Here is a 21,449-nt window from a genome sequence, read left to right as displayed (position 1 = left end):
AAATAATGTTCCATTCACTCAATTTCTCTTCACTTTTCATTCAACTTTTGACACTACTAATACAGGTATCTGCGCTTTCCTTGTCATACCGTTATTGATTAATTCCAGCGATACATTTTATCTATATGTTACTGGTTTTTTATATGCTTTATATTATTCATATAGAGTAATTTTGTATTTTGTAGTAAATGCAGGATAGTTTTACTTTTGATAGAATAATAGACTTACGCGCTATTATTAATAGGGAGCTGTTTACCATTTCATATTCTATGCAACGGATTAAAACGTCACTTATTGTTTCATTATTTACCCTCTTTGTTTTACATAGCATCTTTCCTTCTAATCTAGGACAATTGGTATTAGATGGTGTTTCTATCCTACTATTTCTTACTACGTTTATTGGCATTGGGAGATTTAATTTAATGCTTAGTTGTTTCTTTATAATACTAACAATCATAATTGGGATTAACTTTCAAGCAAGCGGTCTTGCCATCCTCGATGGCTTTTCTTACATGGTAAAGTTACTATTATTTATTAGCTTTGTCCCGATTATTGCGTTGCCAATACAAGGGTTTGTTCCAAACATTCAGCGTTTTATAAAGTTAGCGAGTAAAAAAATTTCACCAAGGAATGTATGTAATTATGCCACGTTTATACTTGCCAACCTTACCAATTTAGCTTCTTTACCTATATCAAGGTCGATTTTCACTTCAGATGAAGATACAAAGGAAAACGAACGTATATATTCAATGATTATTATCCGTGCATTTGGCATTGCCATGGTGTGTACCCCGTTAGGTGCAGCAGTGGCCGTTGCTATAGATCTTGCAGATATAAACTATTTTGCCTTATTAGCTGTCAATGGAGTCATCGTTATCATAGGATTACTAATCTCTATTGTATTAGAATCCCGTAAAACGGATGTTGCGCAAGAGAGTGAAGGCGTTGAAGCAAGATTTCAAACAACAGATTGGTTATTTCTAGCAAATATATTACTCCCGATATTAAGTTATTTTTTCCTGTTGACGTTGGTGGATGGGCACACATCACTCGGAATGATGGAATTAATCGTATTGAGTATTTTACCTTTTACATTATTATGGAGTATTGGCTTAAAAAAAGTAACAGCATGGTGGCTTTATTTAACCATGTTGACGAAAGAAAAGGCCCCGAACATGTTTAACCAATTTTCGGTCATAATCAGCGCTGGAGTAACAATTCACACTATAGAAATTGCCGGTTTAGAAAAACAAATCATGAGCAATCTTCCAGGTGTTGATTCCGCTTATGCTTATATGATTTATATCCCTGTTATCATTCTAGCAATCGTAATACTAGCTGCAGTGGGGGTTCATCAGTTTGTTGCACTGGTGTTTATAGGGGAAATGATTGATCCTGCTATTCTTGGAATTACCCCTGTCGTTTTCGCTAGTACACTACTGGTCGGATTTGTATCCGGTATGATTAGTAGTTCATTTAGTGGGGCCAACATTTTAATGAGCAACCTCACGCCTACTATGTCGTCGTATCAAATAGCAAAAAGTAATTATAGCTTTACAATGGTTTTTATTATTATAACTATCATCTTTCTAGTAGTTGTAAATGGCGCCTTGTAAATGGCGCCTGACCCCCGCTAGGATAAAGTATCAAAGTGCTAGCAGTGTAACAACGTTGTTTTCCGAATGGAATCAGTTCAAAAAAAGTGGTAACTAACTTTTTTATCAGTCCACAAAAGATAAGTTGGTCAACCATAAAACAATCCCTGTCCCCAGCACGGTATACCTTTGCTTGACTAGGCAGGCACAGGAAAATGTTTTAAAACTAAATAGAATTATAAAAACTTCTAATCAAACATTTGATTAGAAGTTTCTTAACTTGTACTGGTACCGGATACAAAAATATATTTTTTTAATATAGGAAGCGCAAGAACCGTCCCCACGCTTCCTTATTGTCCTAAGCAAAATGCAATTTTTTCACGGAGTAAAGTAGTAAAACGTGTGTCATTTAAACCTTCTTTTGTATGTGCAGGTGTAATACAGCATACTTTTCCTTTGCCAAAAGGGTGTTGCCAGCCAGCTATGGAGTGTCCGTCAATAGATTGCGATAATAGGAACACATCAGTTTCTTCTGTTTGACAATCAACAAAGTAATGTTCATCTATAAAAGAAAAAGCAACAGAACCATCACTATATGTATACGTAATTTCCTGCATATCTGGATGATACGTGAAGGATCCTTTTAACATATTAATGTAACTACTATCAGATGGATAGCTTGCCATTCCTGTGTGCCAAGCCAACCATCCTCCGCCTTGTTCCACATACGAAACAATTTGTTCCATGAGAGTAGGAGTCATCCATGTTTCCACTATCTCATCAAGAGGGTTTAAACGATTTTCTTTATATAAAATAACGGCATCTGGACGGTCATTTAATGCCTTGTTTAAATCATGATACCTAATATACGAAACTTGTGCTTGTTGATTTTTTATGGCTGCTTCTAAACTCTCTATAATCATATCTTCTTGATGCCAATAATCTCCTAGCACAGCGACTATTTTCTTCACATATATTCCCTCCTTTTTACCAATTTAGTAAATGGCCTTCATAGTTAATAAAAATTGGCCCGTCTATCAAATGTGGTTGTAAGAGTTGTTGAACAATTCCTCTTGCCGAGTCTTGCGCTTCAACTGTGGCCTCCGTGTTAAACTTACCTAGCATGTACGATTTAACATAACCAGGATGGATAGCGAAAACTTTCACACCAAACTGCTTTAATTTATTTTGTAACAGAACGGATTGCATATTAAGCGCAGCTTTTGACATCGTGTATCCATATTCTTTTACTCGCTTACAATCAGTAATACTGCCTGCCTCAGATGAAATATTTACGAGTAGTTTACTTTCACCTTGAAGCAATAGCGGTAAAATAGATTGTGTCACTCGTAAAGGACCTAACGTATTTGTTTCATACATATTTCTAATTGCAGTAAAATCAAGTGTTTCCATTATATCTCCATCTTGGTCCGTATAAATAGCTGCATTATTTATTAATATATCCAGTTTAGGTGTCACACGTGTAATCTCATCAGCAGCCAGCTGCACAGAATTTGCATCTGTCACATCAAGGGATAAGATATGAAGTTGCTCACCTACTTCCTTTTTTAGCTCTTGTAATTCGGGCCACTCTGGTAAATAACTTCCGGCAAACACCGCAAAACCTTCATTTAAGAATGATTGGACTAGAGCCAACCCTAAACCTCTGTCACACCCCGTGATATATACTGTTTTCATTTTCATCATACTACCATCACCTCTACCAGCTATATGCTTCCGGAGCTGGCCCACCTGGACCTGGGAAAATCTCATCTAATCTTTTCATGATATCTTCTGATAAAGTAACCTCTACAGCATGTAAAGATTTTTGCAATTGTTCTCTCGTTCGCACACCAACAATAGGAGCTGTTACAACAGGGTTAGCTAATAACCAAGCAAGCGCAACTGTATCTTCTCTTTCTCCAATCTCCTTACATAACGCAGCAAATTGCTCAAGTTTGCTACGGTTTCTTTCTATTGCTGCTTGATTTTTTGCACTTCTTGAACCTTTAGCTGGGTCTAGCGCATGTCCTCCTAACAATCCCCCGTCAAGTGGACTCCATGGTATAAATCCTAATCCAAATCTATCGACAGCAGGTAACACCTCTAACTCAGGCAATCTACCATTTAGGTTATAACGATGTTGTTCACACACTAATCCTAAGAAATGACGCGCTTCTGCTTTTGCTTGTCCTTCCGCTATCGCCCATGCAGGAAAATTACTAGATCCAACATATTCAATTTGTCCTTGTTGGACAGCTCGCTCAAATGCTGGCCATATCTCTTCCCACCTAACTCTACGATCAATATGATGCATTTGATACAATTCTATATGATCTGTTTGTAAGCGACGCAATGAACCCTCTAAATGGCGGCGAATTTTATAAGCTGATAACCCAGGTACATCATTCGGTCCATCTAACTCATCATGCATATCACCATACACCTTTGTGGCAAGTACAACCTTTTCTCTGCGACCGTCACCTTGTGCAAACCAGCGACCCATTATTTCCTCCGTTTTACCAGCATTCGGACCCCATCCGTAAATATTAGCTGTATCAAAAAAGTTAATACCTGCGTCAAGAGCAGCATCCATAATATAAAATGCTTCTTTTTCGTCTGTATCAACCCCAAAATTCATCGTGCCAAGACATAAACGACTCACTTTTAAACCAGTACGTCCTAAGTATGTAAAATTCATATATATAATCCTCTCTAATATCCGTATTTTTTGGGGTTTCAATGTCTTTCATAGATGCGACCCTCAGATAACCTGTAAACTTGAAAAGCGAAAGGTGGTTGCCTAGCAGCGACAATCACAAAACAAGCGTCTAACAGAAAACGTTTTTTCATTCGAGCGATTTACTTTTGCACTTTTCTCTCGAACAATGACGGTTAAATATTGTATTATTTTTCCCAAAAAGCCACTGATTCCTAAAGCTAAGACCACGTATCGGTTCAGCGTAGTATGCTTTCTTAAACCCCTCGTAAAAACGCTTTCAAAAAACCACATATACAAATCATAAGATTTATTCTATATAGTCTGTAGTATGAAAATTTTTAATTAGTAACAATATTTTAGGTGTAAGGTGCAAAACTCACGGAAATCGCTCCTCAGAATTAAAGTTTCCCCATAATGCCCTGAACAATTCCATCACCATCCTTGTAAACATTAAAAGCCATCTCATTTATCAAAATATCGATAAACGAGATGGCTACATAAACGATTCTTCTATTGATTCCATTTAACTTACAAAACTCCTTTTTAGTTCGGTTTCCCACATACCCAAAGATTAGATATGCTTCGCTAACCTACTTCATGGGAATAATGCTCCTTTCTGTAATAATTGAGTGAAAGAACAGTAATTTAATATTTGCAGTGTCCAACATATTGTTCACAATATGTATCGCCTTTCACTGTGTCACTGGATGATTCCCCTTTCAAGTAGATTCACATGTTCATAAACGATTTGCGTAATCCAAGTTGAATGTCTATCCACACCCTTTCTAAACTTCGTCCAGCCTTGTATGATTGAACTATTTCTCCTTTCTTTTAGTATGGTGTATATCCAACTAATTAGTTGGTATAGATAAATAATACTAATTATTCTGATAATTGTAAATGTTTAAAATTTGTTATTTCTTCGACAATATACGACATTTTCTTGAAAATTCTCTGCATTGCTCTTATTATCTTTGTTTTTTAAAAATATGTTAAAGAGTAAGGTTGGTTTTTAATCAATTGGTGATTACAACAAAATGCACGATATAATATAAAGACGAAAGACTAGGGACGCCACATCCTGTGACAGCGTTTTCTGAATGACCCTCATCGTACGGGTCTTAGCGAATAGTGTCAAACGTGAGAGCCTACAGGACAAAGGGCAAGACCGATAACAACACACCAACCTAGAGCATTGTCGGCACTAACACATCCTGTGCGTCGGGTCGAGACCCCACTCAGAAAGCAGAAAGTAAAATCTAGCGGAAATCAACAACAAGTTTTAAAAGACAACAATTCATTAAAAGTTAACCCACAGTTATTTCAGAGTATAGCCAAAATAAAAATACATACAAACGTAAAGTCCGCGCTTAGCTGCGTAAAGGCTGACCAACAAAAAGTACGATAACCTATCGAGTTGTTCTACGGCAAGGGTGTGTATCATTAAACCCTATTATTTTGTACTATAGACAACAGAGGTTGATGATAGGTATTGATATCCTCTTTTTAAAGTTTTAAAATTAATTAGAATTCATAGTTTTTAAATATAGTAATTATCACACTTGTTGTTGCTACTACTCTACCTACAAATGAAAGGGGTTACAAAATAATGTCTTGGAAAAGTGCTTACGAACGTTTTCAAAAAGCAGTTAATTTTGGCTTTGCTTTTCAATTCGACGGAAACAGCAAATACTACTCACAAGTACACCGTTACCATGATTCATATTATGTAAAAAACCTAGACTATCATTCTCCTTATACAGCCAAACCTGGGAGCCACGACGATGGTCCTCTCAACGGTCCATTTTTAGGAGGGATCGGGACAAGCAATTATTCTAGAGATTTTACAGGTATGTTTAGTCGCTGGCAATTACAGCAAGGAATTCACCATCACGAAGCAATCGAATCAGCCTTCTTTATGCTTAGATGGAAAATAGCTGATAAGATATTTTATAAGAGAATCCGTGTCGGAGATGATAATTTTCAGGAAGGTGACATGCAGTACGCTTCTTTGTTCCCTTTTGTCTATGAATATTATAATAGTAGTGATTTGCCATTTGAGTTATTAATGGAGTACTACTCCCCTGTCATTCCCCACAACTATCAGGACAGTTCTTTACCGATTACATGCTTTAACTTCTACTTTAAATCTAAAATAAACGAAAACATTGAGGTGAGTGTTGGTCTGTCCTGGCCAAATTTGCTCGGATGGAGGCTCCCCTTTATAGCTAGCGATGTAAGGCAGAATATGCAATGGCCAACGCAACAGTACGCTGGGAATTCAGGGAAAATCAGTTTCCACAGCACCAATGAATGTCATGTCGTTCAATATAAAAGCACCCCTGTTAAACAAAAAAGCGATATGCTAGGCAATGTCGTCCTCTCGCTTAAAGGAGATGGCCATTGGATCATGAGCTATAAGCCGTGTTTTAGAGCTAATCAAATTGCCACAGGGAAAGCGGATAGCGAACAGCAATATACGATTGCCCACATGGAAGAGCAGTTTAAAACGGCAGGTAAATTGGATAATGATGATACCCATTGGGAAGCCCACTGGCATGAACCTGTAGCTAGCGCCGTAGCAGCAAAAGCTATTCTTCATCCCCACCAGGAAAGTCAGCTTTTATTTAATATTACGATGGATTTGCCCATCACATCCTTTGGTGCCGGACGCGATTGGTACAAAGCATACACTGAAAAGTATGGGACAAAATATGAGAATTCACTTCAGTTGGCACAGCAAGGACTTGCATGTAACACCCACTGGTTAGCGGAAATTAGTTCATGGCACGAGAGGGAATTACAAGCTTCAGGTCAGATTTCTGCTAAAGTAAAAGGAGCTCAAATAAATGAGTTACATTTTATTGTCGCCGGGGGAAGTGTCTGGGTTACAAAACCTGTCGAAGAACATGAAGAAGAAACGCCTAAGTTACAACAGAGTTGGCATTACGGCATTCTAGAGGGCTTTGACACAGGATATTACTACTATAACACGTTAGATTTATGGGTATATGCCTTCCCTGCTTTAAGCAAGCACTGGCCTAAATTATCAGAAAATGTTTTTACGGATTTTCTCCACACTGCTACTCTTGTGGACGATAGAAAACACATGGTGTATAGAACCGCCACCATTGAGAATAATCTTGTTTATGGAAAGCTTCCCCACGACATGGGAAGCGCAGCAGAAGATCCCTGGGTTCAATTAAATGGCTATGTTCACAGGGATGACCCTAACCTGTGGAAGGATCACAATCCTTCTTTTATATTGGCATATTACCTACACAGGAAAATAACTGGCAAGAAAATGAATCAGGATGAGTACGACATACTAGTGGAAATTGCCAAGTTTACTGCATCCCAGGATAAAGAAGATATTGGTGTCCCTAGACACGACGAGTTTGGAGACAGCACTTGGGACAACCTCGATATGAATGGCTTGTCTACTTATGCTAGCAGCTTGTGTATCGGTGCTTGGGCTGTAATGGCTAAGCTATCAGATGTACACAACCCCAAAAGAAGTAGCTACTACAGAGATAAGCTAGCAAAGGCCCAAAAGACAATAGAAACGCTTTGGAACGGGACATATTATAAGACGAACGATTTAGGTAAATACAGTGAGGCCACAATGACTGACTCTTTGTTTGGGGTTTATATGGCTAAAAAGGCAGGCTTAGGTGACTTACTTCCTTTAGAAAAGGTGCAGTCCCACTTAAGGAGCATTTATGAAAATAACCTGATGGCCTATGCTGAAGGGAAATACGGGCCACTCCTAGTTGCTGAACCAGGTCGCCAACGTTATGATCAAGACGGTGGCGAGGAACTACAAGTCAACGAAGTAATTGTAGGCTCCGCTTGGATGTTTGCTGCCATGCTGTATGAATACAACTTAAATCAAGAAGCAGATTACCTAGCGAATAATTTGAGCGATATGATTTACAAAGGGACAGGCTTACAATACCGTACCCCTGCCGCATGGGATAACGCTGGTAAATACAGAGCTCCCCTAAACATGAGACCACTAGCTATTTGGATGATTTAATACGAAAAGCGAGGCCTGATCCCCAACTGCATAAAGCACCGGGAGTTAGGCCTCTTTTATTTCTTTCACGCGCCCTACCACACCTGATTGAAGCATAACTTTAATACCGTGTGGATGTGTAGGCGATTTAGTGAGAATTCTGCTCACAACACCTTCAGTTAGCTTACCTGTTCTTTGATCCTGCTTTTGCACAACTCTTACTGTCATCCCAATTTTAACGGAATCGCGTTTTGTTCCTTCCATGTCAATAACTCCTTTTCTTAACTACAACGAGTTCTTTACCATGTCACCTAAGAAACTAAAGAGGTTGATATGGCGTCTTTTGTACAGCTTCACACTTTAGGCAATTACTCGTAGCATAGACTATAACACATACGGTCATACATCACACCTACTTTATTTCCTCTACACTTATACAAACGGTCATTGTTATCGAAAAAAGCACCCCACGCCCTTTCACGCAATTAATCCTACTTTTCTTATGTGATTTATTAATTTTAATCGTGTATAATCAATATAAACACCATCAGAAAAGGAAAAAAACAATGTACAAGTATATATATGCCGGCCTTATGGCTCTACTACTATTAACGGGGTGTGGAGAAAGCGAAAGCAGTCCTTCTCAGGAGCATGCAAATTCAAACACAGAAACAGATGTCCCCATTTTAATCGCAGTAGACTTACAACTCCCTGAGGAAATAACTGTCCATGAGGAATTCTCTTTAGCAGCAACGGTTACACAAGGAGAAGAAAAAGTTGAAGATGCATATGAAGTTAAGTTTGAATTGCGTGCCCCGAACGAAGAAGTTGGAGAGATGCTAACGGGCAAGCATGCAGGTGAGGGCATCTATACCGTCTCTGCAACTCTTGATGAACCTGGAGAATATGTAGTGGTATCTCATGTAACGGCCCGCCGAATGCACGTTATGCCAAGTGAAAAAATCATTGTCACAGATCCCCACGGCAGCACAGAAAAGAAAAGTAATGATGATGCAAATAAAGAAATGGGTAACGACGCACATGATGATCATGAGCATCACCATACACATTTTTCTTCCGAAGTCGAAGTGAAACTAGTTGTAGAACCCCAAACATCCGATACATCTACTACATTGACTGCACATGTCTCGCATCGAGATGGATTATTAGAAGACGGTTACGTTACTTTTGAAGTTTGGAAGGCCGGACAAGATAAGCATAACTATGTTGGAGCTAATTCTGTGGAACGAGGTATGTTCTCGGCTGCCTATACATTTCAGACGAAAGGTACGTACCACATTATTGTGCATGTGAAAACTGACGAACTACATGAGCACATAGAACACACGTTAGTCATACAATAAATGGTGCCTAACCTCCAACGAAAATAGCTCGTACCTGGGGTAGGCACTTCTTTACATTACTTTATAATTGATTGATAGATCTTATCCTCTAACTCATAATCATAGTCCGCTGCGTTCAAGTTATCTAATGGGTTGACCAATTCCCAGTCAATTGTGTTCTCTAATCCTTTTTCAATAGATACTATCTCATGAAATCCTAATTCATTACGAATCTTATCTGATGATAATGTCAAATCCTGCTCCGGGTTTATATCCACCTGCAATAAGCCCTCTTTCACAATAATAATCTCACCTGACCATTTTCCGTAGGCTTCACTAATATAGTGGACCCACTGCAGCTCTGTATATGCCTCGTTCTCAGCAACGTTATATATGCGATTGGTAGCCTTCTCATTCGTAATTGCAAGAACAATAGCATGCGCTACATTTTCGACATACCCTCGACACGTTTGCCAGTTAGCTATCTTTTCATCTAGTAAAATATACGGTCGCTTATCTATCATACGCTTCAAATATTGATAAGGACGATATTGCCTATCAAAAGGACCATGTACCATCGGGAGACGCAATATGGTTGCCGGTAGATCTGAATTACTTATAAATGCTTTCTCAACAAGAATTTTATCATAATCGTACATAATATTACCTTGTTGAAAATGGGCTCGAAATGGGTATAGTTTCGTCCGAAGAGGACCGTCTTCGGATGTGGGTGTTTCTACTATTTGACCTGACTCAAATCCTGTTAATCTACCAAATGTTTGGTATACATCCGCACTGCTGATGGCCACCACCCTTTTCGCGATGCCTTGAAACGTTTTACTGACAAGCAAAGCATCTTCTTCCGTTAATGGAAGCATATCAAGAACTACATCTGGCTTGATTGTTTCAAATTCTTTGCGATACTCCCCTAGTTTATAACGATCTCCATAGATATGATGAATCGACTGTGGGATATTTTGATTCGTTTCTCCACGATGAAATACATATAGCTCATGACCTTGTTGAGCAAGCTGCGACACAACATAAGAACCTATAAACCTTGTACCACCTAATACAAGAATCCGCATTTTTTAACCTCTCTTTCATTATGTTAGTGTTATCCATACCTTATTCACTTTTCGGTAGGCGTATTACTAAATAAATGGTGCAAGCCCCACTTAAAAGAGTACCAGTCCCAGCTCGGATAAAGTTTAGATTGCAAGCATACAGTAACTTCGAAAAGATACAAGACTCAACAACTTTTTGTACAACATACATAAGTTACAGGCTTGCACGTCACACCAAACTTTCTATTACTTTATCACTGTAAACCTTTCTAATGATAAAATAATAAATGAATTGGAAGACCAAATATAGCATACTTACTAGTAGGTTATATTGAAGCGGCTCTATATTACTTCCTTCTCTAGTGAATGCGTAAATATACAATAAGGAAAGGCTTGCACCTAATACAACAGGAGTGAAGAACACGATTCCGAGCTCCTGATTAATTGTTTTTCTTATTTCTCTGTCCCGTATTCCAATCCCTGATAGTTGTTTGTATTTTAACTTTTCATCGTCCATTTCAGAAAACAGCTTAAAGGATAACATAATACTAGCAGCTATGAAAAAAAATATCCCTAAAAATGCGGATATAAAAAGCAGCATGGAGCTTCCTTGTTTTTGTGTGAGATAGTGTTCCATTCTAGATTGGACGTGGAAAAAATCTTCCTCTGTTTCACCAAACGCAGCAACGAATTCATTGGGAGGGGTAGTTTGATTATACTCACTAAACTCCTCATTTAATCTATTAACTACAAGCTGTGTTTGTCTCCAATCTTCAAAGTTCAACAGATGTACATATTGTACGGCTGTACTTTCAGAATTCCTTTTCAATTCTTTATAATCATTCGTATTAACAACAATAATATCAGCCCACAACGTATGAAGCCTGTTAAAATACAATTTGTTGATAGATTCTTCGTACTGAAGCGTTACATGTTTGTTACGAGTTTTCAATGTAAGATTCACTAATGCATTTTCATCGTTTTCTATCGGTACTTGATTGAGCAATACATAATGACCCGACTCCACATGATACGTACTTCCTGTTAAATGATTTAGATGATCAACAGATATCGCTTTTCTTGATATTTGTTGCTCTACATCTCGATATATCATCTTTACTTCCATTACCTCTAAGGTTTTGTGTTCTGACAAACTTGTCTCGCCACTATTCAAAATCGCTTTCAATTCCGCTTCCGGCATATTATTTTTATCACTGAGCTGAATAAATGCCACATGGTAAGGATGTGACTCTATCGCTAATTTTTCTGCACTAGATAAAAAATAAAACATCGCCCCACAGTAAAAGGTCGTCACCATAACCATAATTGTTGATGCAAAGAGAATCTTTTTCGTTTGTTTAAACCGATAGTCGAGACTTGTAATGAACCGCAAATGTTTATAATAAAATGCTTTATTCTTTTTCGAATGCTTTAATAGAAATCCACCTACTTGAGAGATGGTCAAATATACTCCCACTAAGCAAATGATAGTAGTAATTAATAAAAACTTCGTAGTAACCTCCTCATTACTCGCAAATTTAAAGCATAAGGACACTGTTGAAGCTATAATACTGATAATACCTACTAATGCTAAAATAGGATTTGATATTTTATTCTTAGATGGTGTATGTATTCCCTTTAGTAATTGCAACGGCTGAAATCTATAGGCCGTTATAATACTGAATAAAATTGCTATGAGAAAAATAGTAAAAAAAGTACCTAACGTCACAACGTAGCTTTCGGGTGGAATCATAAACTCGATGCCAGTTACCTGTATGACTTTTAAAACTAGTAAAAAGAAAATTCTTGAAAAAATAGCTCCACATAGTATGCCGGCTAATATAGAGGCTATAGCAATCAGCCCATTTTCAAGGGCTATTATTCTTACAATTTGCTTATTAGGCATCCCTAAAGACATAAAGAGACCAAACTCATATTGTCTTGATTTTATAAAAGACGAATACGCATAGCTAATAAAGACAACTGAAAAAATGACGAGTGCTACCGTTGGGACAATGAGATTATTCATAATATTTGCTGCCACTTGAGGATTATTTATTAGTTCATCATTTAAAAGCAAGGTGGAGTACATAAAAAAAATCATGACTGTGAAGCTACTACAGACAAAATAGGATACATATCGTCTTAAGTGAAATGTAAAGTTTTTCAAAGCGATATCTTTAAATGTCATTTCGCTCACCTCCTAGAACCGTCAGACAGTCCAGGATACTATCAAAGAATTCTCGTCTATCTCCTTTTCTAATAAGCTCCATATGTATTTGGCCATCTTTTATAAAAATAACCTTGTTACAGTAACTGGCCGTAAATGCATCATGAGTCACCACGACGATTGTACTGTCCCTTTCGTTATTCATTTTCGATAAACAATTCATGACATCTCTTGCTGACTTTGAATCTAAGTTACCTGTTGGTTCATCTGCAAACACAATGTGAGGATCATTGACAATTGCCCTCGACACTGCTGTTCTTTGCTGCTGTCCCCCCGACACATTATAAGGATATTTGTTGGCAATTCTCTCAATATCAAAGGTAGCCATTATGTCCTTTACTTTTTTCTCCATTTCATCTACCGGTCTACCATCCATAATTAACGGTAGCATTATATTTTCCTTCAAAGTAAGACTTGGTAACAGATTGAATTCTTGAAATACAAACCCCAAGTTCTTTCTTCTAAATTGCGCTAACTGATCACGATTCATATCACTTAATTTCTTATCAGAAATCTTCACCCATCCTGATGTCGGACGGTCTATACCGTTTAGTATGTTAAGTAGCGTTGTTTTTCCACTTCCAGATGGTCCCATTATGGCGATAAATTCGCCTCTATTCACTTTAAGACTTAGACTATTTAGGGCTTTTGTAGAGGCTGTCTCATTCGTTCCTTCATATACTTTAATTAAGTTGATAGCTTTTAACACACACATATTAGTCCCTCCTTTGCTCTTATATTTGTAGCTTAGCCCATTCGCCTCACAGCTGCCCTCTTCGAATATTAATACAACCTTACAGTTTTGTAATATATGTAACTATCACCTCTGTACCCTCTTGCAGCTTGGAAGTAATGCTGATTTCATGATCTAACTTCCTTGCAATTTCCTTACACATATAAAGGCCAATCCCCGTTGAATCTCTATACTTCCTTCCATTATCTCCTGTGAAAAAAGGTTCAAATACTCTATTAAGATCATATGCAGGGATTCCGATGCCTTCGTCTTTTATGGAGAGCACTGTATGACCTTCCTTATATGTAATATTTATATAGAGCTTTTTAGTGTTTCCTGGTTCTTTGGAATATTTCATAGCATTTGAAATAACTTGATCAAGCATAAGTTCATTCCATTTGCTATCGGAGAGCACTTTCATTTCCTCTGCCTCATGAGATAACTCCGGAAAAACATCACTAGCAATAAATTGCCTTTTTCGAGAATGAAGTAATTTTTTAATAGATGAAACTAAATCCACTGGTTCTGGCTCATAATCCTTTTCAAAATCTTCAAGTCTAATTAAAGTCAAAACCTGCTCTATACTATCATGGAGTCTTTTGTTTTCTTGTTTAATATTGTCTAATGCTTGATACGGATCACTTTTTTCTAGACTGCACTTCTGTATAATTAAATCCACCACTGAAATAGGGGTCTTAAGATTATGAATCCATTGAGATAAAAAGTATCTTTGGTTTCTGTGCTTTGCTATGATCTGGTTCACGACTGAAGCTTGCCTTTGGACAGCTGATGTTTTTATGTTAGTAATGAGTTTTTGTTCAGCTGTTACAGGATGAAGGTTGTGATGAATGTTCTCCTGAACATTTTGAAGGCTACGATGAAAGCTATAATATTTAATCCATTCGCTAATCAGCAATAATATTAATAAAAATCCACTCAACACGATTGGATACATTACTTCCTTTCTAGTTCCTTGCTCCAAATTAAAAAACAATATTAATAAGCTACTATTTAACATAAATACGCCGATAATATTTATTCGATCTTTAATGAAGTTCGTGAATAATGTACTATTCATCTTTACCACCTGTTAATGCAGCTGTGTCAAAATAATATCCTGCACCTCTTTTAGTTTTTATCGCGTCATGAATACCTATGAGGGCTAACTTGCCTTTTAAACGAGTAATGTTCACCGTTAGGGCATTATCCCCTGCTATAAAACTTTCATCCCACATTTCTTCTAGTAGGTCTTCTCTAGAAACAACGCTATCTCTACTGTCAAAGAGTTTTTTCATAAGCTTGAGCTCTGTTTTCGTTAGTTCCTGTCCCTGTTCCTTGTAGTACATCTTAAAGCTTTTTTCATCTATATAAAACGAGTGAATCTTTACGTTAGTTTCCTGTGCGTATTCTCCGTAAACCCTTCTTATAGTGGATTTAATCTTAGTGAGTACAATTTCAAGGCTAAAGGGCTTAACGATATAATCATCAGCACCTAGCTCCATACCCATGATTTGATCCATCTCACCATTTCTAGCAGAAATAAATATAATAGGCACTCTACTTTCTCTTCTAATTGTCTTACAAATATAAAAACCATCATAATATGGTATATTGATATCTAGCAGTACTAAATCAGGGTTTACCTCCCTAAATTCCTTTACTATATCTCTAAAGTTATTAGGTATGTATACTTCATAATCATATTTTTCGAGACTTTCTTTGAGCAAATCACAGAGGAAACTATCATCCTCAATAATCATGATTCGATACATGAATACTCCTCCTTTCTTGCTATATGTAAATATTATACTTACATACGTGAAACCCTTTTAAAAACTAAGCACTGTTAAACTTTGTTGTTGATTTTCGCTACATTGCGCTCGCTTTCCGCGGGGTGGCCGTGAGCCTCCTCTGCGCTTTGCGCATGCGGGGTCTCACGCCTGCCACTACATCCCGCAGGAGTCTCGCGCATTTCGCTACTATCAACAATATTCAACAATCAACACTCATCTTTAACAGAGCCAAAAACTAAAAAATGGTGCCTGCCCATCTGCATTTAAATGCAACAGGAAACACCAAATGTACACTTAGCTACGCACTCAGCAAGTATTTTTTATTAGAAATGTACACATTACCCTTTTATATCGTTCGTATCGTTTGGTTTAAGAGCTATGTTTGTTCTTCCATTAAACAACCTCATGTAAGTCATAACACCGATAGTGGTAAAAAGTATGTCAGTCCCCACTCGGATTAGCAAATCGAACTCGAATGCAATTATTGTAAAGAGAAAAACATGATTCATCAACCAATTTAAGCCAAAGATGATAACTCCAAAATACAACCCGTGATACACTATTGATTTTCCTTTGCTTGTTATTTGCATAATAAAAAAGAAAATTCCTACCCACAATCCAAGGCCAAGTGTCCAAAAAAACGTTCCTGTCGGATTCAAGTCAAATGCAGAACTGATATGTAGTACGGTATAAGCAAAGTACCTGCCGACAAAATAAAAAATGGCTATGATAAAAATTACTAAAACACTTTGGCTATTGCTTTTTTGAGCTTGGTCAGTTCCCACTACCATGCCTAACAAAGTACCAGATAGTACAAAGGAAAGAAAATCTGGCAGACCCATTAAAAATTCTGCCAAGACAGTGGAATTAAATAATAGCGTTGATTCAAACATCCCAATAAAATACAATCCGCCTATGGAAAGGCCATACAAAAAGCCTTTCTTCAGTTTTTTACCGGGAAGACTTTTTTCAACAAATACAAAAATGATAGTAAATATGCTAAATGTTAAAACTTCCCACACTAAAAGCGCAGGTATCAGCAAATCTCTGTTTACAAATATACTTGGTTCACCTAATGATATATTTGCAGATTCTATCGGAGAGATGGTATGCAAAATAATATTTGAGACAATACTTACTATAATAATTAGGACTACTTTCCACCAATCTCTAAATAACACTGCCACCTAATTTTCCTCCTTAACTAGCAATCTATATTTTTGAATTTAAATTAGGGTAAATATTCTTATAGTTATAGGGAGCAAACAACTGACCACTAAGTGATAGCACCACTGTATTAAATAGGGATAGGATCATGGTCATAATTTACGTCTCTATTTAAGGTCTTTTTCCAGTATTTGAAGAAGCTTAGGTATGATTTTAAATGGCGCAGGGGCCGCTGTGACCTGACTTACAGTACCAGCAGAAATGATATCTAGTTGTGGGCAATAAAAGAGCCAAGATCCTACAGCACCGGTGTGTCCAATAACTTCAGGCATCGGGTGAAATGGCGTAAAAAAACGAGGCAGCTTAAAACGCATCATACCGAGACCATATTGTATCGGCCAGCCAGGGGCCAACAGACTAAAACCAAACCCAAATGTCTGCCACATTCCAAGCATTAAATCTAAGGTTTCTCGTTTATCAAACACTTTGCCGTCAAGAAGAGCCCTCATAAACACGATTAAATCTTTAACTGTACTATTTAAATCTCCGAAAGCACGCATAGCTAGTGGTTTGTTGTCAAAAGGTGTGTCTTGAATCCAAGCTGTTGCAACAGAACTCAAGGGTTCCTGTGGTTTAGAACCTGGAAGAAAAGTATGTTCTAAATGTAAAGGTTGAAAAATCAGCTCGTTATAGACAGCTTCTATCGATTTATTTGTCGCCACTTCAATAATAGCAATTAACATTTGAAAGTTCGTATCTGAATAACGTATGCGATACTTTTTGTTGCTTAAGTTTTGTGGTGGGAAAAGTGGCTTATTCACCTTCCTGACAATTTCAAGTGTGTCCTCAAGAGACCAAGCCTTATCACTACCTTCAAGCACCTGGTCAACTAGTGTTTGTTCACCCTTCACCTTTATCTCAAGATAATCTGGAATTCCAGAGGAATGACTCAATAAATGTCTTATCGTTAATAAATCATAATAATCTTTTCCATTTATTACATGTACCCCTTTTAACAGATTCTCCGGGAGATAATCAATAACAAAATCATCAATGGAAAGCAGCTCCATTTCATGTAGTTTAAGTATGGACGAAGCGATGTAGAGTTTTGTCACACTAGCAATCCAAAATGGCGTATTAATTTCCATCGGTGTTCCATCAGGGTTTGCAATGCCTCTAGCTCCACTCCAGCTGAATGAATTATCTCTACTTTCCACAGTCATAATTGCATGTCTGACACCTTTCATGCCCATTAGCTGCTCCAATAAGCCCTCAAGTTCCTTTTTTTGAGTATTACTGATTGTTTGTGTTTGAAGTGGACTAATTGACATTTCCAACACCTCCGATTTTTGATAATATGTTTGGTTTATGCGATTTTGTCTTCATTTACGCCTTGTTATGAACCAATAGCCATTTGAATGTGTGGGGTCTCATGTGATGAACAGTGTTTTACACCTTGATTCACCGTTATTGCATCGGTTAGTAATATAAGTAATATATTCTAAATTGTACCATTCAAACCATTGCTCTTTCTACAACATTTTAAAGGGGTCAGTCCCACTGGCGTTGCATAATAGTATAATAATTGAATAAATGTTTAAATTTTACAAACAATCGTCGGGTTATAGAGAAAAAAAGTGAGCGTGGTCTCGTGTGACCTCGTTCCCTTTTTTTTTACTTTTTTAATAGTTCCCTAATTTTCTTTCTGCAGTTTTGTTCTTTTTTACTTTCTGCTCTTTCACCATAGCCACGTTCCCAAACGATATGTTTTTCTTGTTAGGAATGGGAACTTTTTGTCTACCTCTAGATGTTTTCTTAGGCTTCTTTCGTAAAGACTTTTTAAATTGACATACAGGTTTATAGAGGTAAGTCTGCAATAGTCTGAAAAATTCCCAAGATGTTTTTTTAGACTGTGTTTCTAACTTAACTATTAGCGATAAAGCGTATGCAATAAGGGCCAGGAACATCTGATTCCAAATGCCTTGCGGCTTTGTACTCCAAATTTTTGTGAAGCGTAAATGCTGCTTAGTCCATTTGAAAAACAGCTCAATGATCCAACGGTTGCGGTATATATCCATAATATCTTCAGCAGTCAAATCGAATCTACTAGTTAAAATTCTGTACACACGGCTCTCTTCATCCACGAACTCTATGTATCTAACAGGATCCTTGGAAATGCCATATTCAACTTTAGCATCTCGAATGACAGAAGGATGGGTTATTTCATACTCTTCTAATGTGAAAACACGTAGAGATTTTGATAAGCGAGCTACAAATGAAATGTTTCTCTTTTGCCAATCCATCAAATTGTTTTTAGAAGGATACGCTCTATCCACAACATATGTGGCGTCACTTTCCTCAAATAAGATGTTTGTTTCCACATCGCCGACCGTACCTGTTGATGGAATGATTTTATCGGGATAAGCCACGTCTGGTGAAGCAACGACAAGCCTAGTGTGCATCTTTACCGCATGATAATCCTTAGAAATATAGGCCCAATCACATAATTGTTTTGGCAAGCGTAACTCCGTAGAATCAACTATGTTGAGACGACCAATACCATGTGGCATTCCTTTATATTCTTCTGTCAGTATTTTCACTTTGTTGATTATTTTCTCGAATACTGTTTGCACCCACTCCGTCGGCAAATCGTTGATTCGCCTACTCAATTGTGAACTACTAATATCTTGAATTCCAATTTCTTCGCGAAGTTTTGGATAGGCGCCTAACTTCTCTGTCATATGTTCGTAAGAACTCCATTGATCTAATTGAGCAGCTACGAAAATTTTGAGTAAGGCTTTCGTCGTGAGTTTAGTTTTAGCATAATCAATGAGTGGGCAGTCAAAATCCTCTAAAGGTAATTTAGAAAGACATTGACAAATAAGCATTTCTCGCCCTATACTTTTATTTATCATTGGTGAAACTCCTTTGTAGAAGACTTGTTTGTTTAGGGAACATAACAAGGTCAACAACTTCTACAATAGGAGTTTTTTTCTTTTTAGTAAACACTTTTATTTTACTTAAATTCCCTTTTAAGGTTTAAATTTCAAGATGTGCAACGCCAGTGGGTCAGTCCCCCGCTAGGATAAAGTAGCAAAGTGATAGCAAGTGATAGTAAGTGATAGCAAAAATCCCCCGAACTAATAGTTCGGGGGATAATAAATTAGAAAAACAGCTCTATCATCGATACAGGACAACGTGTCCATGTATGCGACAACACCCAGGGTGCTGGTCGTTTATAACATTCTTTCTTAAGATCCTTTTTTCATAAAACAGACATTATCAAAACTTGCTAGCTGGTAGGAAACTTGAAACTGATTAAATACATGAGTTGATTTTTGAGAGTTACACCATTTCAGTGATCCCGTGCCATTAACAATCTCCAAAGTTACCAAGTAATGCACGTACTTCATCTGTTGATTTCGTGTTCATCAATTGATTTCTTAATTCAGCTGCTCCTGGAAATCCTTTAACATAAATTTTGAAAAAGCGATGAAGCCCTGTGATGGAACGTGGTACTTCTTCCGCAAATTGATCTTGAAGATCAAGCTGCAGTCTTAAGAGATCAAGGTATTCTTTACTACTATGCTCTTTTGGTTCTTTTTCAAAAGCAAATGGATTTTTAAAAATACCTCTCCCAATCATAACGCCATCAATACCATATTGTTCAGCAAGTTGCAGCCCAACTTGACGGTCTGGAATGTCTCCGTTTATTGTTAGTAGCGTATTTGGTGCGATACGGTCACGTAACGTTTTGATTTCCGGAATGAGCTCCCAATGCGCATCCACTTCGCTCATTTCCTTTCTTGTACGTAAATGAATAGAAAGGTTCGCAATATCCTGATTTAAAATATGCGTTAGCCATGCCTCCCACTCCTGAACCTCGTTATAACCAAGACGTGTTTTCACGCTGACAGGCAGTCCGCCCGCTTTTGCTGCTTGAATAAGTTCTGCCGCCAACTCTGGACGAAGAATAAGGCCACTACCTTTCCCTCTCGATGCCACATTCGGTACAGGGCAGCCCATATTAATATCGATGCCTTTAAATCCTAGCTCTGCCATGCCAATACTCATTTGACGGAAGTATTCAGGATTATCCCCCCAAATATGCGCCACCATTGGTTGTTCATCTTCTGTAAAAGTCAAACGACCACGCACACTTTTCATGCCCTCTGGATGACAATAGCTATCCGAGTTAGTAAACTCTGTGAAAAACACATCCGGCCGACCAGCTTTACTTACTACGTGACGAAACACTACATCTGTCACATCTTCCATTGGTGCTAGTACAAAAAATGGTCGTGGTAAATCACGCCAAAAATTATCTATCATGTCAAACTCAAATCCTCTCACTATGGATACAACTTAAAATTTCCGGTCAAAAATATAAAGCCCAGCGCTCCAGTTATTTTCCATTTATATCATGCTGATTAACTTGTTGTCACACACAAGTCATTTAGTCATTTAAAATTTTGAAATCAACATTGTTTATTTTACCGAAAATCGGTCCTAAATGGTACTTTTATAAACAAGAAAGATTTAGCAGCTGCCAAATGAAAAAGGGGCCAGTCCCCTGCTAGGATAACGTAGCAAAGTGCTAGCAACAACTAGCTTTTTCATCTTTTGAAAGAGCTCCTTTAATACATACCTATGAGTAAAACAAAAAAACGAACAAATATCATCTAAACAATGTTTGATGAGATATTTGCTCAGTCATTTTTTCCAATCTTATTTTTTCTCGTCACATCGTTATGAGTTTTAGAGGGACTTCGTGCTCTGCT

Annotated in this window: 16 protein-coding genes; 3 read left to right on the top strand and 13 right to left on the bottom strand. The window is 37.5% G+C overall.

Translation table 11 applies throughout. From position 1 onward, the window contains the following. Positions 1 to 422 precede the first annotated feature (422 nt). On the top strand, positions 423 to 1,616 hold the full coding sequence (locus EJF36_RS04045) for a hypothetical protein (RefSeq protein ID WP_125905112.1): 1,194 nt from the start codon (positions 423 to 425) through the stop codon (positions 1,614 to 1,616). A gap of 329 nt (positions 1,617 to 1,945) precedes the next feature. Here the strand turns inward: EJF36_RS04045 and EJF36_RS04040 are convergent, their stop codons facing one another. From EJF36_RS04040 to EJF36_RS04030, 3 genes are read right to left on the bottom strand one after another with little or no spacing between them, the layout of a single operon-like run. Then, positions 1,946 to 2,566 carry a ThuA domain-containing protein gene (locus EJF36_RS04040; RefSeq protein WP_125905111.1) on the bottom strand — a complete coding sequence of 207 codons (621 nt, stop codon included), beginning with the start codon at positions 2,564 to 2,566 and terminating at the stop codon, positions 1,946 to 1,948. A 16-nt stretch (positions 2,567 to 2,582) separates the two neighbouring features. Next, positions 2,583 to 3,302, bottom strand: coding sequence for an SDR family oxidoreductase (locus tag EJF36_RS04035; protein WP_185806809.1), 720 nt, complete (start codon positions 3,300 to 3,302; stop codon positions 2,583 to 2,585). 13 nt (positions 3,303 to 3,315) lie between these two features. Continuing rightward, positions 3,316 to 4,296, bottom strand: coding sequence for an aldo/keto reductase (locus EJF36_RS04030; protein WP_125905109.1), 981 nt, complete (start codon positions 4,294 to 4,296; stop codon positions 3,316 to 3,318). 1,630 nt (positions 4,297 to 5,926) lie between these two features. Here EJF36_RS04030 and EJF36_RS04025 point away from each other — a divergent pair. Continuing rightward, positions 5,927 to 8,356 carry a GH116 family glycosyl hydrolase gene (locus tag EJF36_RS04025; protein ID WP_125905108.1) on the top strand — a complete coding sequence of 810 codons (2,430 nt, stop codon included), beginning with the start codon at positions 5,927 to 5,929 and terminating at the stop codon, positions 8,354 to 8,356. A 45-nt stretch (positions 8,357 to 8,401) separates the two neighbouring features. On the opposite strand, the gene EJF36_RS04020 is transcribed toward EJF36_RS04025, so the two are convergent. Continuing rightward, on the bottom strand, positions 8,402 to 8,599 hold the full coding sequence (locus tag EJF36_RS04020; protein ID WP_125905107.1) for a YwbE family protein: 198 nt from the start codon (positions 8,597 to 8,599) through the stop codon (positions 8,402 to 8,404). A gap of 302 nt (positions 8,600 to 8,901) precedes the next feature. On the opposite strand from EJF36_RS04020, the gene EJF36_RS04015 reads away from it, so the two are divergent. Beyond that, positions 8,902 to 9,699: a FixH family protein gene (locus EJF36_RS04015; protein WP_125905106.1), complete on the top strand. Its 798-nt coding sequence runs from the start codon at positions 8,902 to 8,904 to the stop codon at positions 9,697 to 9,699. A gap of 56 nt (positions 9,700 to 9,755) precedes the next feature. On the opposite strand, the gene EJF36_RS04010 is transcribed toward EJF36_RS04015, so the two are convergent. The 9 genes from EJF36_RS04010 to EJF36_RS03970 form a co-directional block, all read right to left on the bottom strand. Then, positions 9,756 to 10,766, bottom strand: coding sequence for an NAD-dependent epimerase/dehydratase family protein (locus EJF36_RS04010; protein ID WP_125905105.1), 1,011 nt, complete (start codon positions 10,764 to 10,766; stop codon positions 9,756 to 9,758). 208 nt (positions 10,767 to 10,974) lie between these two features. After that, positions 10,975 to 12,936: an ABC transporter permease gene (locus EJF36_RS04005; protein ID WP_125905104.1), complete on the bottom strand. Its 1,962-nt coding sequence runs from the start codon at positions 12,934 to 12,936 to the stop codon at positions 10,975 to 10,977. Further along, complete coding sequence (locus tag EJF36_RS04000; RefSeq protein WP_125905103.1) at positions 12,926 to 13,690, bottom strand: ABC transporter ATP-binding protein; 765 nt, start codon at positions 13,688 to 13,690, stop codon at positions 12,926 to 12,928. The genes EJF36_RS04005 and EJF36_RS04000 overlap by 11 nt, the downstream gene beginning before the upstream one ends. 79 nt (positions 13,691 to 13,769) lie before the next feature. Further along, complete coding sequence (locus EJF36_RS03995; protein ID WP_125905102.1) at positions 13,770 to 14,786, bottom strand: sensor histidine kinase; 1,017 nt, start codon at positions 14,784 to 14,786, stop codon at positions 13,770 to 13,772. After that, the gene (locus EJF36_RS03990) at positions 14,779 to 15,480 is read right to left on the bottom strand and encodes a response regulator transcription factor (RefSeq protein ID WP_125905101.1); all 702 of its coding nucleotides are present in this window, start codon (positions 15,478 to 15,480) and stop codon (positions 14,779 to 14,781) included. Before EJF36_RS03990 ends, EJF36_RS03995 begins: the two co-directional genes overlap by 8 nt. Positions 15,481 to 15,839: 359 nt before the next feature. Beyond that, positions 15,840 to 16,688 (bottom strand): hypothetical protein, encoded by an 849-nt coding sequence (locus EJF36_RS03985; protein WP_125905100.1) that lies wholly within the window; start codon positions 16,686 to 16,688, stop codon positions 15,840 to 15,842. Positions 16,689 to 16,835: 147 nt separating this feature from the next. Next, on the bottom strand, positions 16,836 to 17,999 hold the full coding sequence (locus EJF36_RS03980; RefSeq protein ID WP_125905099.1) for a serine hydrolase domain-containing protein: 1,164 nt from the start codon (positions 17,997 to 17,999) through the stop codon (positions 16,836 to 16,838). A 351-nt stretch (positions 18,000 to 18,350) separates the two neighbouring features. After that, positions 18,351 to 19,583, bottom strand: coding sequence for an IS4 family transposase (locus EJF36_RS03975; protein WP_125905098.1), 1,233 nt, complete (start codon positions 19,581 to 19,583; stop codon positions 18,351 to 18,353). A 457-nt stretch (positions 19,584 to 20,040) separates the two neighbouring features. Further along, complete coding sequence (locus EJF36_RS03970; protein WP_125905097.1) at positions 20,041 to 21,000, bottom strand: tRNA dihydrouridine synthase; 960 nt, start codon at positions 20,998 to 21,000, stop codon at positions 20,041 to 20,043. Between the last annotated feature and the right edge of the window lie 449 nt (positions 21,001 to 21,449).

This window comes from Bacillus sp. HMF5848 (assembly GCF_003944835.1).
GTDB lineage: Bacteria > Bacillota > Bacilli > Bacillales > HMF5848 > HMF5848.
Note: the sequence above shows the minus strand (reverse complement) of the source record. Positions and strands in the feature narration are given on the sequence as shown.

What these genes read in the sequence shown, in the direction of transcription:
- EJF36_RS04015 (WP_125905106.1), top strand. Translation starts at nt 8,902, where the DNA reads ATGTACAAGTATATATATGCCGGCCTTATGGCTCTACTACTATTAACG.
- EJF36_RS03975 (WP_125905098.1), bottom strand. Translation starts at nt 19,583, where the DNA reads ATGATAAATAAAAGTATAGGGCGAGAAATGCTTATTTGTCAATGTCTT.
- EJF36_RS03980 (WP_125905099.1), bottom strand. Translation starts at nt 17,999, where the DNA reads ATGTCAATTAGTCCACTTCAAACACAAACAATCAGTAATACTCAAAAA.
- EJF36_RS04000 (WP_125905103.1), bottom strand. Translation starts at nt 13,690, where the DNA reads ATGTGTGTGTTAAAAGCTATCAACTTAATTAAAGTATATGAAGGAACG.
- EJF36_RS04030 (WP_125905109.1), bottom strand. Translation starts at nt 4,296, where the DNA reads ATGAATTTTACATACTTAGGACGTACTGGTTTAAAAGTGAGTCGTTTA.
- EJF36_RS04035 (WP_185806809.1), bottom strand. Translation starts at nt 3,302, where the DNA reads ATGATGAAAATGAAAACAGTATATATCACGGGGTGTGACAGAGGTTTA.
- EJF36_RS03990 (WP_125905101.1), bottom strand. Translation starts at nt 15,480, where the DNA reads ATGTATCGAATCATGATTATTGAGGATGATAGTTTCCTCTGTGATTTG.
- EJF36_RS04020 (WP_125905107.1), bottom strand. Translation starts at nt 8,599, where the DNA reads ATGGAAGGAACAAAACGCGATTCCGTTAAAATTGGGATGACAGTAAGA.
- EJF36_RS04005 (WP_125905104.1), bottom strand. Translation starts at nt 12,936, where the DNA reads ATGACATTTAAAGATATCGCTTTGAAAAACTTTACATTTCACTTAAGA.
- EJF36_RS04010 (WP_125905105.1), bottom strand. Translation starts at nt 10,766, where the DNA reads ATGCGGATTCTTGTATTAGGTGGTACAAGGTTTATAGGTTCTTATGTT.
- EJF36_RS03995 (WP_125905102.1), bottom strand. Translation starts at nt 14,786, where the DNA reads ATGAATAGTACATTATTCACGAACTTCATTAAAGATCGAATAAATATT.
- EJF36_RS04045 (WP_125905112.1), top strand. Translation starts at nt 423, where the DNA reads ATGCTTAGTTGTTTCTTTATAATACTAACAATCATAATTGGGATTAAC.
- EJF36_RS03970 (WP_125905097.1), bottom strand. Translation starts at nt 21,000, where the DNA reads ATGATAGATAATTTTTGGCGTGATTTACCACGACCATTTTTTGTACTA.
- EJF36_RS04025 (WP_125905108.1), top strand. Translation starts at nt 5,927, where the DNA reads ATGTCTTGGAAAAGTGCTTACGAACGTTTTCAAAAAGCAGTTAATTTT.